Consider the following 15,818-nt stretch of genomic DNA (forward strand, 5'->3'; position numbering starts at 1 on the left):
CGCAGGTTCAAATCCTGTCCCCGCAACCAAATGGTCCCGTGGTGTAGTGGTTAACATGCCTGCCTGTCACGCAGGAGATCGCCGGTTCGACCCCGGTCGGGACCGCCATTTCATATAAAGAAAAGAACGAAACAAGTTGTTTCGTATTTTTTTATTTGTTTTAACAAAAAACTAATAAAGACAGTCAAACTATCCTTAGGACAACTCCTAAGGACTTTTTTATATATTCAAAACCTGTATAATAAAGAGCAGAGAACATTGTGAGTAAAGTAGGTGAAGTCTGTGAGTAAATATGAAGTAACAACAAAATCTTCTGAGGAGACACAAAGGTTATCAGAAAAACTAGGTGAGCTCGTAGAGGCACAAGATGTAATTATTTTAGAAGGAGATCTTGGAGCTGGTAAGACGACTTTTACAAAGGGACTAGCAAAAGGTCTTGGAGTGAAAAGAGTTGTAAATAGTCCTACCTTTAATATCATTAAAGAATATAAAGGAAGATTACCGCTATATCATATGGACGTGTATCGCTTAGCAGAAAGTGAAGAGGACTTAGGCTTTGATGAATATTTCTACGGTGAAGGAATTACGGTAGTAGAATGGGCTCATTTAATAGAGGCATATTTACCAAATGAAAAGTTACAAATTAGTTTATTCCATGCTGGAGATGACACAAGAAGAATTATACTCGAGCCAATTGGAGATCGCTATATTAGATTATGTGAGGAGCTATTACAAGATGAAAGTACTAGCAATTGATACTTCAAATTACGTAATGGGTGTATCCCTTATTGAGGAAGGAAACGTAATTGGGGAAATCATTACAAATTTAACGAAAAACCATTCTGTACGTCTTATGCCAGCTGTAGAGAAACTGTTAAAAGAGTGTGGCGTAAAACCGAAGGAATTAACTAAAATCGTTGTAGCTGCTGGACCTGGATCCTATACAGGTGTTCGCATAGGCGTGACAGCGGCAAAAACATTAGCTTGGTCACTTCAAATACCAATTGTAGGTGTATCAAGTTTAGAGGTAGTAGCTGCAAACGGTGCTAACTTTAACGGGTTAATTTGTCCTTTATTTGATGGAAGACGTGGGCAAATTTATACAGGGTTATATACATATGATGGAGAGCAGTTAACTTCAATAGAAGAAGACCGAATTATTCTTATTGTGGACTGGTTGCAAATGTTAAAAGATAAAGGACAGCCTGTTTTATTTATCGGTAACGATGTTAAATTGCATAAAGAAACAATTATAGAACATTTAGGTGATCAAGCTGTATTCGCTCCATTTACTAAAAATAATCCAAGACCAAGTGAGCTAGCATTCTTAGGATTACAAAAAGAAGAACAAGATGTGCATACGTTTGTTCCGAGCTATCTTCGTTTAGCTGAAGCTGAAACAAAGTGGTTAGAAAGTCAAAACAAGTAGGAGCTTGCAGAAGATGGATATGATATTTAGAAAGATGGAGCTTGATGATATTGCTCAAATTGTAGCTATTGAAGAAGCGTCTTTTTCAACTCCTTGGACTGCAGATGCCTTTCATCGTGAATTAACGATGAATGAACATGCACATTATATTGTGTTAGAAAAAGATGGTCGTGTAGTCGGGTATTGTGGATTGTGGATAATTATTGATGAATCACATATAACAAATATAGCTATTTTGCCAGAATACCGAGGTCAAAAGTTAGGAGATGCCCTATTGAAAGCAGTTATTTCTGAAGCGAAAGAACTAGGGGTAAAAACAATGACACTTGAAGTACGTGTATCAAATGAAGTAGCAAAGCAGTTATACAGAAAATACGGATTTCAAAATGGTGGGATTCGTAAACGATACTATGCAGACAATCAGGAAGATGGTCTCGTAATGTGGGTGAATATATAATGGAAAAAAATACGATTATACTTGGTATTGAAACAAGTTGTGATGAAACAGCAGTAGCAGTTGTTAAAAATGGAACGGAAATTATTGCGAATGTCGTTGCATCACAAATTGAAAGTCATAAACGTTTTGGCGGCGTTGTACCAGAGATTGCATCCCGTCATCATGTAGAAGAAATTACAGTTGTGTTAGAAGAAGCTTTAAAGGAAGCAAACATCACATTTGATGATATTGATGCAATTGCTGTAACAGAAGGTCCTGGTTTAGTAGGAGCACTTCTAATTGGAGTAAATGCAGCGAAGGCAGTAGCGTTTGCACATGATATTCCGTTAGTCGGTGTTCATCATATTGCTGGTCATATTTATGCGAACCGTTTAGTAAAAGAAGTTCAATTCCCGTTATTATCACTTGTTGTATCTGGTGGGCATACGGAACTTGTTTATATGAAAGAACATGGTTCATTCGAAGTAATTGGTGAAACACGAGACGATGCAGCTGGAGAAGCATATGATAAAGTAGCTCGTACGTTATCTATGCCATATCCAGGTGGTCCTCATATTGATCGCCTGGCACATGAAGGAGAACCGACAATTGATTTGCCTCGTGCATGGCTAGAACCGGATTCATATGATTTTAGCTTTAGTGGATTGAAATCAGCAGTTATCAACACTGTGCATAACGCAAAACAACGCGGTATAGAAATTGCGCCAGAAGATTTAGCGGCAAGTTTCCAAGAAAGTGTAATAGATGTACTTGTAACGAAAGCAGCTCGTGCAGCAGAAGCTTACAATGTAAAGCAATTACTTCTTGCTGGTGGAGTAGCTGCTAATAAAGGACTTCGTGCGCGATTAGAAGAGGAATTTGCACAAAAAGAAAACATTGAATTAATTATTCCACCGCTATCTTTATGCACAGATAATGCAGCGATGATTGCAGCGGCAGGGACAATTGCTTATGAACAAGGTAAGCGTGCAACATTAGCCTTAAATGCAAATCCAGGATTAGATATTGAAGCATAGTTATGCACATAATTAACCACAGGTTGTGGATAAAACCCATATTGTCTGTTGATAATGTGGGTTTTATTGTGTATATAAAATGTTGATAACTTTTTTGTTGATTGTGGATAATGTGGAAAAGTTATTTTAAGGTTTATTTTATAAAGGTGGATATGTGTATAAACTTGTGGATAAATAGGATGATGTCAGACCTTTGAATTTGTTGTTTTTCGGGAAATAAAAAGTAAGAAGATATCCCCGAAAAACATTTTGAAACATCCCTCTATTATAGAAGATGCTAATATTGTCAATCTTTGTCGTTAAATCGATATTTCGTGTCGAATTGTTAATATATATAGGGTTACAATAGGTATATTTGAAAAATCGTTGGTATATTCTAAGTTACGATTGATATACTCAAAAAATTGTTTCTGTATTAAAAGAAAAAAAGATGTCGCATAGTCAAAAATCCTGACTTATGAGACATCTTCCATATTTAAATATGCTTATACATGCAGCTCTTCCCATTCTGCCATACAAGTTTCAAGTTGTTCTTGTAGCGTTTGCTTTTTAGTTGTAATTTCACTAGCTTTTTCATAATCTGCATATATTTCTGGTAAGCAAAGTTGATCTTCTAACGTAGCAATTTCTTCTTCTAATTCTAATATACTTTGTTCTAGCTCTTCAATTTTTCTAGTGCGTTGACGCTCTAGTTTTTTACGCTCTTTTTCTTCTAAATAATTTAATTTCTCTTGTGCAACCACCTTTTGAACAGGAATGTCACTTTCTTGCTGTTCAAGTTCTGCACGTTCAATCATTTCATTTTTCTTTTCAACGTAGTAATCGTAATCCCCTAAATATTCCTGTGCACCTTCTGTTGATAACTCAACCACAGTCGTTGTTACACGGTTAATAAAGTAGCGGTCATGTGAGACGAATAGAAGAGTCCCTGGGTAATCAATTAAAGCATTCTCCAAAATCTCTTTACTATTTAAATCAAGGTGGTTCGTAGGCTCATCTAGAATTAACAAATTTGACTTTTGCATCATAAGTTTTGCAAGAGCTAATCGAGCTTTTTGTCCACCACTAAGAGAAGATACTGGTTTCAGTACATCATCTCCTGTGAATAAAAAATTCCCGAGTATAGTACGGATTTCTTTTTCAGGTTGCAGTGGATATTCATCCCATAATTCATTTAAAACCCGTTTAGAAGATGTTAAGTTTGCTTGTTCTTGATCATAATAACCAACAGATACATTTGATCCGAAAGAAACATCACCATTTAATAGTGGTAACTTATTCACAATAGACTTTAACAATGTGGATTTCCCAATTCCGTTTGGACCAACTAAAGCAACACTATCTCCGCGAGTTAAGCGCATAGTTACATGTTCAATTATAGGGTTCTCATCATAGCCGATGGTTGCATCATTTACTTGTAAAACATCATTTCCACTTTGCTTTTCAATATCGAAGTGGAATGATGCTGACTTAGAATCCCCTAATGGTCTCGTTAATAATTCCATTCTGTCTAGTTGTTTACGACGACTTTGAGCACGTTTCGTTGTAGAAGCGCGAGCTATATTCTTTTGAACGAAGTCCTCAAGTTTTGCGATTTCATCTTGTTGTTTTTCGTAACGTTTCATTTCTTGCTCATATAATGCTGATTTTAAGTCTAAATATTTACTGTAGTTACCAACAAATCGTCTGCTTTCTTTATTCGAAATTTCATATACTTGTGTAACGAGTTTGTCTAAGAAATAACGGTCATGTGAAACGATTAATATTGCGCCAGGATAACCTTGTAAATATTGCTCAAGCCACGTTAATGTTTCGATGTCTAAATGGTTTGTAGGCTCGTCCAAAATAAGTAAGTCTGGTTTTGTTAATAATAATTTCCCGAGAGCTAATCTTGTTTTTTGCCCGCCGCTTAAAGTAGAGATCGTCGTCTGGTGCGTTTCAACTGGGAAGCCAAGGCCGCTTAAAATGGAGCGAATATCCGCTTCATATTGATATCCACCTTGATCTTTATAATTGAGTTGCAATTGGTCATAATCAGCTAACAATCTTTCATATGTAGCTTCGTTTGAAAAGTTTTCTTCTTTTCCCATTTCTTGCTCAAGCCTTCGAAGTTTTGTCTCCATTTGCTGTAAGTGGGTAAAGACGGTTAGCATTTCATCCCAAATTGTTAAAGACGTTTCTAGTCCAGTATTTTGAGCTAAATATCCGATTGAGACATCTTTCGGTTTTATAATTTCGCCACCATCATGAGATAATTCACCAGCGATAATTTTTAATAATGTAGATTTGCCTGCTCCATTCCTTCCAACTAATGCGATACGATCTTTTGTTTGTACTTCCAATTTTATGTTTGCAAGAATCGTTTCTGCACCGTATAATTTCGAAAGCGCGTTTACTTGTAATAAAATCAATGTTTTCACCTCAAATAATTTCTTAACTTTGCCATGTTTATATTTCTCAATCATACTAAAAATAGTGTATAGTTTAAAATAAAGAGAGAATACTTCTTCTCTTTATTATACAAGGAATTTAATGAGTGCTAAACTTCTGTATTTGATTAAAGTATATGAATAAAGATAGGAAGAGAGGAGAGGTCATATGGATCAGCAAAAGATTCCACAAGCCACTGCTAAAAGATTGCCTCTATACTATCGATTTATCCAAAACTTATCTCTTTCTGGTAAGCAGCGTGTTTCATCGGCCGAATTGAGTGAGGCAGTAAAAGTAGATTCCGCAACAATACGAAGAGATTTTTCGTATTTTGGAGCGTTAGGGAAAAAGGGATATGGATATAACGTAAATTATTTATTATCATTTTTCCGTGAAACACTTGATCAAGATGATATAACACGTGTAGCACTTATTGGAGTAGGTAATTTAGGGACCGCTTTCTTACATTATAATTTCACGAAAAACAATAATACAAAAATTGAAATGGCATTTGATGTTAGTGAAGAGAAAGTTGGAACAGAAATCGGGGGCATTCCTGTATATCATTTAGATGAATTAGAAGAGAGATTATCAAATGATATACAAGTGGCAATATTAACAGTACCGGCTACAGTAGCACAAGCTGTAGCAGATAGATTAGCTGAAACAAGCGTGCACGGTATTTTGAATTTCACACCAGCGCGATTAAACGTATCAGAGAATATTAGAATTCATCATATTGACTTAGCTGTAGAGTTACAAACATTAGTTTACTTTTTGAAAAACTATCCACAATAAAACGCAGAGGAAGCGACCTCTGCGTTTTATTATTGTTTCTTCTTTGTGAATTTAATTAATATAAGGCGAAGTGCCAAATTAAAATCAATTGTTGCCATAACTGCAAATAGTATTGTCCACATATTCCAGATTGTATCTGTCACGTTCGTAATGGCGAAGCGTGTAAAGATACATCCAAGAAGGAAGTATAGTGCAGCCATGAACAATGGTGAGTTTCTCATACAAAAAATCCTCCGATAAAGCCTTGCATTTTTTCAGCTTCTTTAATCATTTCTTGAATTTGTTCATTGCTCATAAAAATTTGCCCAATAGCGACTAATGTATTCATCGCAACATGAGCTGCAATCGGAACGATAATACGTTTCGTCTTCACATATAAGAAGGCGAATACGAGCCCCATAGCAGTGTATACCAATAAATGAGTAAAATCAAAATGAATTGCTGCAAATACAAGCGAACTAATGATAGCTGCGATAAAGAAGTTAAACTTCTTATAAAGCGTGCCGAATAGAATTTTTCTAAATACGATTTCTTCTAAGATAGGTCCAATTATAGATACAACAATAAGGAACCAAGGTATCGTTCTTGCGATGTCCATCAGTCTGTCTGTATTCTCAGATCCACGTGGAACCCCAAATACATACATTTCAATCATACCTGCAATGGATTGTGAGATGATTGCTAAGAAGAACCCGATGAAAATCCATCCAATAGTAGCTGGGACAGAAGAGCGCATTGGATCTAAATGCCTGTCACGAATATCTGTTCTAAGTAACCAAAGTACGATACATAATGCAACAAAGAAGCTAATAATTGCCCAGTGTCCCGTTATGATTTGTCCTTTTTCCTCAATGGTAAATCCTCTATTATCGTAGAGTCCTGTTTTTAGGAGAAGTGGTAATCCAACAACGCCGGATAACTGCATTAAAATGTATGTAACGATAATCCACCAGTATTGTTTCTTCAAATGGTTTAACCATCCTTTCTAACTATAGTGTATGAGATAAGTTAGGATAACATGTAAATATGCTACCTACGATATAAACCTCACTTGAATTATGTTTTTTTCGTAAATCCTTATTTGAAATTATAATAGAAGACAGGAGAAAGTTGTGTGTGTAGCGAAAACAACTTAGGGTGTCCTTTCATATTGTAACATACGAGCAGTGGAAACAACGATTCATATAGTAAAGGCAGTATTCTATATAGAAAGTTTATATAGTGATTTGCGAAAAAATTATGATTTTTTTACTTGCAAAAGAAATTGAGATTATTTATTATTATAAGTGTGTTAGCACTCGGATGACTTGAGTGCTAATAAAAGAAATTTACATAACAAAATGAGGAGGTTATTGTTCATGCTAAAGCCATTAGGTGATCGCGTTGTAATTGAGCTTGTTCAAGCAGAAGAAAAAACAGCAAGTGGTATCGTATTACCAGATACTGCAAAAGAAAAACCACAAGAGGGTAAAGTTGTTGCAGTAGGTACTGGTCGAGTGCTTGAGAATGGTGAGCGTGTTGCTTTAGAGGTAGCAGCAGGTGATCTTATCATCTTCTCAAAATATGCAGGTACTGAAGTGAAATATGAAGGTACAGACTACTTGATTTTACGTGAAAGTGACATTTTAGCAGTTATCGGTTAATTATATAAATCTTAAAAAATCCAAGGGGGTCAATTATTATGGCAAAAGATATTAAATTTAGTGAAGAAGCACGTCGTTCGATGCTTCGCGGTGTCGACACTCTTGCAAATGCAGTAAAAGTAACGCTTGGACCAAAAGGTCGTAACGTTGTACTTGAGAAAAAATTTGGTTCACCACTTATTACAAATGATGGTGTAACAATCGCAAAAGAAATCGAATTAGAAGATGCATTCGAAAACATGGGTGCGAAATTAGTAGCAGAAGTTGCTAGCAAAACAAATGACGTAGCTGGTGACGGAACAACAACTGCAACTGTATTAGCGCAAGCTATGATTCGTGAAGGTCTTAAAAACGTAACAGCTGGTGCGAACCCAATGGGTCTTCGTAAAGGTATCGAAAAAGCTGTTACTGCTGCAATTGAAGAATTAAAAACGATTTCTAAACCAATCGAAGGTAAATCTTCTATCGCACAAGTAGCTGCTATTTCTGCTGCTGACGAAGAAGTAGGTCAATTAATCGCTGAAGCAATGGAGCGCGTTGGTAACGACGGCGTTATTACTTTAGAAGAATCTAAAGGCTTCACAACAGAATTAGACGTAGTAGAAGGTATGCAATTTGATCGTGGATATGCATCTCCTTACATGATTACTGATTCTGACAAAATGGAAGCAGTTCTTGATAACCCATACATCTTAATCACTGACAAAAAGATTTCTAACATTCAAGAAATCTTACCAGTATTAGAGCAAGTGGTACAACAAGGTAAACCACTTCTTATCATTGCTGAAGATGTAGAAGGCGAAGCGTTAGCTACATTAGTAGTGAACAAACTTCGTGGTACATTCAATGTAGTAGCTGTTAAAGCTCCTGGATTTGGTGACCGTCGTAAAGCAATGCTAGAAGATATCGCGATCTTAACTGGTGGCGAAGTAATCACTGAAGAATTAGGCCGTGACTTAAAATCTGCTACAGTTGAATCTTTAGGACGCGCTGGTAAAGTTGTTGTAACGAAAGAAAACACAACTGTAGTTGAAGGTGTAGGAAGCACAGAACAAATCGAAGCTCGCATCGGTCAAATCCGTGCGCAATTAGAAGAAACAACTTCTGAATTCGATCGTGAAAAATTACAAGAGCGTCTTGCAAAACTTGCAGGTGGCGTAGCGGTAATTAAAGTAGGTGCAGCAACTGAAACTGAGTTGAAAGAACGCAAACTTCGCATTGAAGATGCACTTAACTCAACTCGTGCAGCAGTAGAAGAAGGTATCGTTGCAGGTGGTGGTACTTCACTTATGAACGTATACACAAAAGTAGCTTCTATCGTAGCTGAAGGCGACGAAGCAACAGGTATCAACATCGTACTTCGCGCACTAGAAGAGCCAGTTCGTCAAATCGCAATCAACGCTGGTCTAGAAGGATCTGTAGTTGTAGAGCGTCTAAAAGGCGAAAAAGTAGGCGTTGGTTTCAACGCAGCTACTGGCGAATGGGTTAACATGCTTGAGTCTGGTATCGTAGATCCAGCTAAAGTAACTCGTTCTGCACTTCAAAACGCAGCATCTGTTGCAGCTATGTTCTTAACAACTGAAGCTGTAGTAGCTGACAAGCCAGAACCAAATGCACCAGCAATGCCTGACATGGGCGGCATGGGCATGGGCGGTATGGGCGGAATGATGTAATTCCGTTTGTCCTAAAAAACATCCATTTCTATATAGAAATGGATGTTTTTTTATGTTTTTTAGAAAAGGAAATGAATTTCTGTAGAATTTTGTCGCTTTCTCTCTTGACCATATTGATACTTCATTGTTAGAATCTAGGAAGATAATATAAAACGATCCTTCATATATCCTCAATGATATGGTTTGAGAGTCTCTACCGGGTTACCGTAAACAACCTGACTATGAAGGCAGTGTGTCTTATATTTATAAAGAGCGGAGACTATCTTTCTTTATAAAGCCAGACCCCTGCCTTTTCTTTGTTATGAGACTAGAGGCGGAGGACTGGCTTTTTTTATTATATTGGTAATGCTTTTCGCCAAATTGGTGAAAATATTTATATACGAGAACTAACGTTGGGGTGATTATTTTGAAGAAACAACACGATACAATTATCGTTTTAGATTTTGGAAGTCAATACAATCAGTTAATAGCACGTCGAATTCGTGAGTTCGGTGTATACAGTGAACTTCATCCACATACAATTACTGCAGAAGAAATTAAAGCAATGAATCCAAAAGGGATTATTTTCTCTGGTGGACCAAATAGCGTATACGGTGAAGGTGCATTACATTGTGATGAAAAAATCTTTGAACTGGGTTTACCAATCTTCGGTATTTGTTACGGTATGCAGCTTATGACGCAACACTTCGGTGGTAAAGTAGAGCGTGCAAATCACCGTGAGTACGGAAAAGCTGTTCTTAAAGTAGAGAACGAATCAAAATTATATGCGAACCTTCCAGAAGAGCAAGTTGTATGGATGAGCCATGGTGACTTAGTAACTGGTTTACCTGAAGGATTCGTAGTAGACGCAACAAGTGAGTCTTGCCCAATTGCTGGTATGAGCAATGAAGCGAAAAACTTATACGGTGTACAATTCCACCCAGAAGTACGTCACTCTGAGCACGGTAACGATTTAATTAAAAACTTCGTATTCGGCGCATGTGGTTGTTCTGAAGGATGGAACATGGAGAACTTTATCGAAGTAGAATTAGAAAAAATTCGTGAAACTGTTGGAGACAAAAAAGTACTATGCGCACTTAGCGGCGGTGTAGACTCTTCTGTTGTAGCAGTATTAATTCATAAAGCAATCGGCGATCAATTAACTTGTATTTTCGTTGACCACGGCTTACTGCGTAAAGGCGAAGCAGAAGGCGTTATGAAAACATTTAGCGAAGGCTTCCACATGAACGTTATTAAAGTGGATGCAAAAGAACGCTTCATGAACAAGTTAAAAGGTGTAGAAGATCCAGAACAAAAACGTAAAATCATCGGTAACGAATTCATTTACGTATTTGATGATGAAGCTTCTAAATTGCAAGGTATGGACTTCTTGGCGCAAGGTACACTTTATACAGATATCGTTGAAAGTGGTACAGCAACTGCACAAACAATTAAATCTCACCATAACGTTGGTGGACTTCCAGAAGACATGCAGTTCAAATTAATTGAGCCTTTAAACACTTTATTTAAAGATGAAGTACGTGTATTAGGATCAGAATTAGGAATTCCTGATGAAATCGTATGGCGTCAACCATTCCCAGGACCTGGTCTTGGTATTCGTGTATTAGGTGAAATCACAGAAGAGAAATTAGAAATCGTTCGTGAATCTGATGCGATTTTACGCGAAGAAATTATTAAAGCGGGCTTAGACCGCGAAATCTGGCAATACTTCACTGCGCTTCCTGGTATGCGTAGCGTAGGTGTTATGGGTGACGAGCGTACTTACGATTACACAGTAGGTATCCGCGCGGTAACATCTATCGACGGTATGACAGCTGACTGGGCACGTATCCCTTGGGACGTATTAGAGAAAATCTCTGTACGTATCGTAAACGAAGTAAAACACGTTAACCGTATCGTGTATGATGTAACGAGTAAGCCACCAGCAACTATTGAGTGGGAATAGTATTTATAAAAAGGTCCATCTATTGCTTATGCATAGATGGATCTTTTTTATTTCGGCATTAATACGAACGAAACTATAAAAGTTTATGAAAATGTTCGTTTTTAAATTGACAAAACTACTTCGTCGAGTTAATATGATTATGTAATTCAAACGAAAAGTGAATATTATAGCCGTCGTATAATATCGGGGATATGGCCCGAAAGTTTCTACCTAGCTACCGTAAATGGCTTGACTACGAGGCGTTTGTATAAAGATGAGGGGAAACTTGTCTTTGTTTATAGAACGCTTCCATGTATATATGCAATGGAAGCCTTTTTTATTTCTCGGGATAAAAGAGGGCTAGGGTGAAATACGGCGAGTAATCATATAACGGGGGAAACATAGGATGAAACGCTATTTTCAGTTTGATGAGCTCGGTACGAATTATAAGACTGAGTTCATAGCAGGGTTAACGACATTTCTATCTATGGCTTACGTACTATTTGTCAATCCTGCTACGCTGTCGCTTGGAAATGTTAAAGGGTTACCAGCAGGTACAGGGATGGATCCAGGTGCAGTATTCGTTGCTACGGCATTAGCGGCAGCGATCGGTTCGTTAATTATGGGTATTTTCGCGAAGTATCCAATTGCTTTAGCGCCAGGTATGGGAATTAACGCGTTCTTTGCTTATACAGCAGTGTTAACGATGGGTATTCCGTGGCAAACGGCCATTGCCGGAACATTAATGTCAGGTATTATCTTTATTATTCTTACTGCTTCAGGTATTCGTGAAAAAATCATTAATGCAATTCCATCGGAGTTAAAGTTTGCAGTAGCAGCAGGTATTGGATTATTCATTGCTTTCCTTGGATTCCAAAATGCCGGAATTATCGTGAAAAACGATGCGGTTCTTGTTGGGTTGGGGGACTTAACAAAGGGCACAACGTTACTAGCAATCTTCGGGGTTGTTACTACGATCATCTTCATGATTAAGAAAGTTAATGGTGCAGTATTCTACGGTATGATTCTTACAGCGATCTTAGGAGTTGCAACAGGATTAATTGATACTCCGAAAGCTGTGGTGGGAGCAATACCGAGTCTAGAACCAACGTTCGGCGCGGCGTTAACGCACTTCGGAGATATTTTCACAGTTCAAATGGGGATTGTTATTATAACGTTCTTCTTTATCGATTTCTTTGATACAGCAGGTACGCTTGTAGCGGTTGCAAATCAAGCAGGATTAATGAAGAACAATAAATTACCACGTGCAGGAAAAGCGTTATTTGCAGATGCGATTGCAACTGTAATTGGTGCGATTTTAGGTACATCAACAACAACGTCTTACATTGAATCGTCTGCAGGGGTAGCAGCAGGAGGACGTTCTGGATTTACAGCAGTTGTAACAGCAGGATTCTTCTTACTGGCACTATTCTTCTCGCCATTACTAAGTGTTGTAACGCCAGCTGTAACGGCACCGGCTTTAATTATTGTAGGAATCTTGATGGTTTCTTCCTTAGGGGAAATTGATTGGAAGAAATTCGAGATTGCAGTACCAGCATTCTTTACAATTATCTCTATGCCACTTACGTATAGTATCGCAACTGGGATTGCGATTGGATTTATCTTCTATCCAATTACAATGGTTGTGAGTGGTCGTCGTAAAGAGGTTCATCCGATTATGTATGTTATGGGAGTTTTATTCGTACTATATTTCATCTATGTTCGTAAATAAAAGGGGTTTTTTAAAGGTCTAGACTTAAGGGGAGTCTAGACCTTTTTTGCGTCTTCAGAAAATCTTAAGGATTTCCGAGCGTTTTTCTTCAGAAGTTTTCCTATAATAGAAGTTAGGGATTAAAAAAGTGATGGGGGAGATATTGTGGCACACGAAACAATACTTGTCGTAGATGATGAAAAAGAAATTCGGAATTTAATTACAATCTATTTAAAGAATGAAGGATATAAAGTATTACAAGCAGGAGACGGAGAAGAAGGATTACGTCTATTGGAAGAAAATGAAGTACATCTAGTCGTATTAGATATTATGATGCCGAAAGTGGATGGTATTCATATGTGTATGAAGGTAAGGGAAGCGAAAGAAATGCCTATTATTATGCTTTCTGCGAAAACGCAAGATATGGATAAGATTTTAGGGTTAACAACGGGTGCAGATGATTATGTAACGAAACCATTTAATCCGTTAGAGTTAATCGCAAGAATTAAATCTCAGTTACGCCGTTATATGAAAATGAATGGTTTCGCTATACAAAATGAGGACGAGCTAGAAATTGGAGAGATGAAAATAAACATCTCGACCCATAAAGTTATTGTGGACGGAGAAGAAGTGAAACTGACCCCAAGGGAATTTTCAATTCTAGAATTACTAGCTCGTAATCCGGGTATGGTCTTTAGCGCGGAACAAATTTATGAAAAGGTTTGGAACGAAAGATCTTTCCAGTCTGATAATACGGTAATGGTGCATATTCGAAAAGTACGTGAAAAGATTGAGGAGAATCCAAGGAAACCTAGATATATAAAAACAGTATGGGGAGTGGGGTATAAGATTGAAAAAGATATTTAATCCGTTTACTTATATAAGGAAAATAAGAGAATTAATTGAGAAATTAGTAAAGAGCGTACGAAAGAGTATAAGGATTCAATTGATTACTACTTTTGCTGCTTGTGCGTTATTAGGAGTTTTGTCAGCGAAGGGAGCTGCGCCATTTTTTGAGAATGCGAATCGTCAAGCAACTATCGATTATCGGGCTGGTATGGAACAAATTAATCACCAAGCTCAAGGAGCGGCAAATAGTTCGGTTCATGAAAATAAATTAGAAGCTATATCAAATATGATCGAAATGGAGAACCAAAATTTAGAGCAAGGGTCTAGAGCTTTAAAGATATTGGTTACTGATGAAAGTGGTAAAGTTTTATATAAAACAAAGCAAGCGCAAGAAGAGCAAATCGATTTGCATAATACGATTCGTAATGCAGCATCATTTGCGATTAATTATACAGATGGTAGAAATGTATTTGAAAGTACAAGAAAAGAGTTTATATCTTTTTCACCTATTACTATTGAAGGAAAGAATTTGTACATGTTTGTTAGCGGAATTCCAGAGGGAGAGGTAATGTATGACACGAAAGAAGGACCATTCCCATTTTTAATTGGTGTTCTTGTATTCATTTTCTCTTTCTTCTATATAACAAAGAGAAAGATGAAGCAGATTGAAGCAATGGCGCAAGGTGTAAAGGAAATAGAAAGAGGCAACTTAGCGTACCGCATTGAGAAAAAAGGTGAAGATGAGATTGCAGCTTTAACTGAGAATATTAATAATATGGCAGAAGAGCTTATGAATAATATAGAAAAGGAACGTAAATTAGAGAAGCAAAAGAATGAGCTTATTACGAATGTATCTCACGATTTACGCACACCGCTGACTTCTATTATGGGCTACTTACGATTACTTCGAGATTCTAAATATGAAAATAAAGAACAACACGATGAGTATACGAGAATTGCTTTTGCAAAGTCGGAGCAGTTAAAAAATTTAATAGAAGATTTATTTGAGTATACGAAGTTAACAAATGAACAAGTTGTATTAGAAAAACAGGAAGTTTGTATGAATGAGCTACTCGAGCAATTAATAGAAGAGTTAGTACCGCAGGCGGAAGAACATGGACTTACGTTTGTTAAGAAGTTTCCTGAGGAACGTGCTTATGCATCGATTGATTCGGAAAAGATGGTTCGTGTATTTGATAATTTACTAATGAATGCGATTAAGTATAGTAAAGATGATGGAGAGATAAAAGTTTCTCTTCAGAGGCAGCGTAGGGATATACAAATTGTAATTGCGAATCATAGTGAAGAGTTTACGAGAGAAGAGTTAGCGAATTTGTTTGAACGTTTCTATAAGAAGGATCAATCTCGAAGTAGAGTAACGGAAGGCTCGGGACTCGGTTTAGCGATTGCGAAAAGTATTGTTGAGTTACAAGGTGGTAGTATTCGAGCGGAATATAGGGATGGTATTATTCAATTTATCGTTTCGTTACCAATTATAGAAAAATAATAAATGAATAGAATGATATGTGATAAAAAGGCTTATTTTAAAATAAATAAGCCTTTTTATATTTTTTATAAAAACATATTGACGATTAGAGCTTAGAGGTGTAATATAGAACAAGTCGCCGATGACAATAACGTCGAAAGCGACAAACGAAATAAAAAACTTAGTTGACATTGAAAGATGAAAATGTTAACATAAGGAAGTCGCAAATGAGCGACCAAGTAGTTCTTTGAAAACTGAACGAAACAAACAACGTGAAACGTCAATTTTTATTTTTAGATGCTAGACAAACTAACTTTATTGGAGAGTTTGATCCTGGCTCAGGATGAACGCTGGCGGCGTGCCTAATACATGCAAGTCGAGCGAATGGATTAAGAGCTTGCT

14 protein-coding genes, 1 tRNA gene, 1 rRNA gene and 2 riboswitches are annotated in these 15,818 nt (G+C 37.1%); of the genes, 13 read left to right on the plus strand and 3 right to left on the minus strand.

Features of this window, described 5'->3' with window-relative positions:
- Positions 1 to 32: 32 nt before the first annotated feature.
- The 5 genes from ACTFRY_RS29360 (at position 33) to tsaD (ending at position 2,902) form a co-directional block, all read left to right on the plus strand.
- Positions 33 to 108: transfer RNA gene (locus ACTFRY_RS29360), tRNA-Asp, on the plus strand.
- Positions 109 to 282: 174 nt separating this feature from the next.
- The gene (gene tsaE / locus ACTFRY_RS29365) at positions 283 to 756 is read left to right on the plus strand and encodes a tRNA (adenosine(37)-N6)-threonylcarbamoyltransferase complex ATPase subunit type 1 TsaE (RefSeq protein ID WP_000049644.1); all 474 of its coding nucleotides are present in this window, start codon (positions 283 to 285) and stop codon (positions 754 to 756) included.
- Complete coding sequence (gene tsaB / locus ACTFRY_RS29370) at positions 737 to 1,429, plus strand: tRNA (adenosine(37)-N6)-threonylcarbamoyltransferase complex dimerization subunit type 1 TsaB (RefSeq protein WP_098617237.1); 693 nt, start codon at positions 737 to 739, stop codon at positions 1,427 to 1,429. The genes tsaE and tsaB overlap by 20 nt, the downstream gene beginning before the upstream one ends.
- 13 nt (positions 1,430 to 1,442) lie before the next feature.
- A complete protein-coding gene (rimI, locus tag ACTFRY_RS29375; protein ID WP_000367190.1) occupies positions 1,443 to 1,886 on the plus strand; it encodes a ribosomal protein S18-alanine N-acetyltransferase in 444 nt (147 codons plus the stop codon).
- Positions 1,886 to 2,902 carry a tRNA (adenosine(37)-N6)-threonylcarbamoyltransferase complex transferase subunit TsaD gene (gene tsaD, locus ACTFRY_RS29380; protein ID WP_000414585.1) on the plus strand — a complete coding sequence of 339 codons (1,017 nt, stop codon included), beginning with the start codon at positions 1,886 to 1,888 and terminating at the stop codon, positions 2,900 to 2,902. The genes rimI and tsaD overlap by 1 nt, the downstream gene beginning before the upstream one ends.
- A 485-nt stretch (positions 2,903 to 3,387) precedes the next feature.
- On the opposite strand, the gene ACTFRY_RS29385 is transcribed toward tsaD, so the two are convergent.
- Positions 3,388 to 5,313 carry an ABC-F family ATP-binding cassette domain-containing protein gene (locus tag ACTFRY_RS29385; RefSeq protein WP_000602145.1) on the minus strand — a complete coding sequence of 642 codons (1,926 nt, stop codon included), beginning with the start codon at positions 5,311 to 5,313 and terminating at the stop codon, positions 3,388 to 3,390.
- A gap of 187 nt (positions 5,314 to 5,500) precedes the next feature.
- Here ACTFRY_RS29385 and ACTFRY_RS29390 point away from each other — a divergent pair, with 187 nt between their 5' ends.
- Complete coding sequence (locus tag ACTFRY_RS29390) at positions 5,501 to 6,130, plus strand: redox-sensing transcriptional repressor Rex (protein WP_000372699.1); 630 nt, start codon at positions 5,501 to 5,503, stop codon at positions 6,128 to 6,130.
- 29 nt (positions 6,131 to 6,159) lie between these two features.
- Here ACTFRY_RS29390 and ACTFRY_RS29395 read toward each other — a convergent pair whose 3' ends face one another.
- Both ACTFRY_RS29395 and ACTFRY_RS29400 read right to left on the minus strand, forming a co-directional pair.
- Positions 6,160 to 6,351, minus strand: a complete 192-nt coding sequence (locus tag ACTFRY_RS29395; RefSeq protein ID WP_001246200.1) for a YdiK family protein — start codon at positions 6,349 to 6,351, stop codon at positions 6,160 to 6,162.
- Positions 6,348 to 7,097 (minus strand): CPBP family intramembrane glutamic endopeptidase, encoded by a 750-nt coding sequence (locus ACTFRY_RS29400; protein WP_000745328.1) that lies wholly within the window; start codon positions 7,095 to 7,097, stop codon positions 6,348 to 6,350. Before ACTFRY_RS29400 ends, ACTFRY_RS29395 begins: the two co-directional genes overlap by 4 nt.
- A gap of 391 nt (positions 7,098 to 7,488) precedes the next feature.
- Between ACTFRY_RS29400 and groES the strand changes: the two genes are divergently transcribed.
- The 7 genes from groES to ACTFRY_RS29435 form a co-directional block, all read left to right on the plus strand.
- Positions 7,489 to 7,773: a co-chaperone GroES gene (gene groES / locus ACTFRY_RS29405; protein ID WP_000917311.1), complete on the plus strand. Its 285-nt coding sequence runs from the start codon at positions 7,489 to 7,491 to the stop codon at positions 7,771 to 7,773.
- A gap of 38 nt (positions 7,774 to 7,811) precedes the next feature.
- Positions 7,812 to 9,446 carry a chaperonin GroEL gene (gene groL / locus ACTFRY_RS29410; RefSeq protein WP_001029993.1) on the plus strand — a complete coding sequence of 545 codons (1,635 nt, stop codon included), beginning with the start codon at positions 7,812 to 7,814 and terminating at the stop codon, positions 9,444 to 9,446.
- 140 nt (positions 9,447 to 9,586) lie between these two features.
- Positions 9,587 to 9,688: riboswitch (purine riboswitch) on the plus strand.
- 164 nt (positions 9,689 to 9,852) lie between these two features.
- Complete coding sequence (gene guaA / locus ACTFRY_RS29415) at positions 9,853 to 11,391, plus strand: glutamine-hydrolyzing GMP synthase (RefSeq protein WP_136986380.1); 1,539 nt, start codon at positions 9,853 to 9,855, stop codon at positions 11,389 to 11,391.
- Positions 11,392 to 11,544: 153 nt separating this feature from the next.
- Positions 11,545 to 11,646, plus strand: a riboswitch (purine riboswitch).
- Between the two features lie 130 nt (positions 11,647 to 11,776).
- The gene (locus ACTFRY_RS29420) at positions 11,777 to 13,102 is read left to right on the plus strand and encodes an NCS2 family permease (RefSeq protein WP_000833094.1); all 1,326 of its coding nucleotides are present in this window, start codon (positions 11,777 to 11,779) and stop codon (positions 13,100 to 13,102) included.
- A gap of 144 nt (positions 13,103 to 13,246) precedes the next feature.
- A complete protein-coding gene (locus ACTFRY_RS29425) occupies positions 13,247 to 13,948 on the plus strand; it encodes a response regulator transcription factor (protein ID WP_000929884.1) in 702 nt (233 codons plus the stop codon).
- Positions 13,932 to 15,437: an aminopeptidase AmpS gene (gene ampS, locus ACTFRY_RS29430; RefSeq protein ID WP_016119030.1), complete on the plus strand. Its 1,506-nt coding sequence runs from the start codon at positions 13,932 to 13,934 to the stop codon at positions 15,435 to 15,437. Before ACTFRY_RS29425 ends, ampS begins: the two co-directional genes overlap by 17 nt.
- Before the next feature lie 294 nt (positions 15,438 to 15,731).
- A 16S ribosomal RNA gene (locus ACTFRY_RS29435) occupies positions 15,732 to 15,818 on the plus strand; the annotation flags it as partial.

The organism is Bacillus cereus group sp. MYBK195-1, from assembly GCF_051916605.1.
GTDB classification, from domain to species: Bacteria; Bacillota; Bacilli; order Bacillales; family Bacillaceae_G; genus Bacillus_A; species Bacillus_A cereus.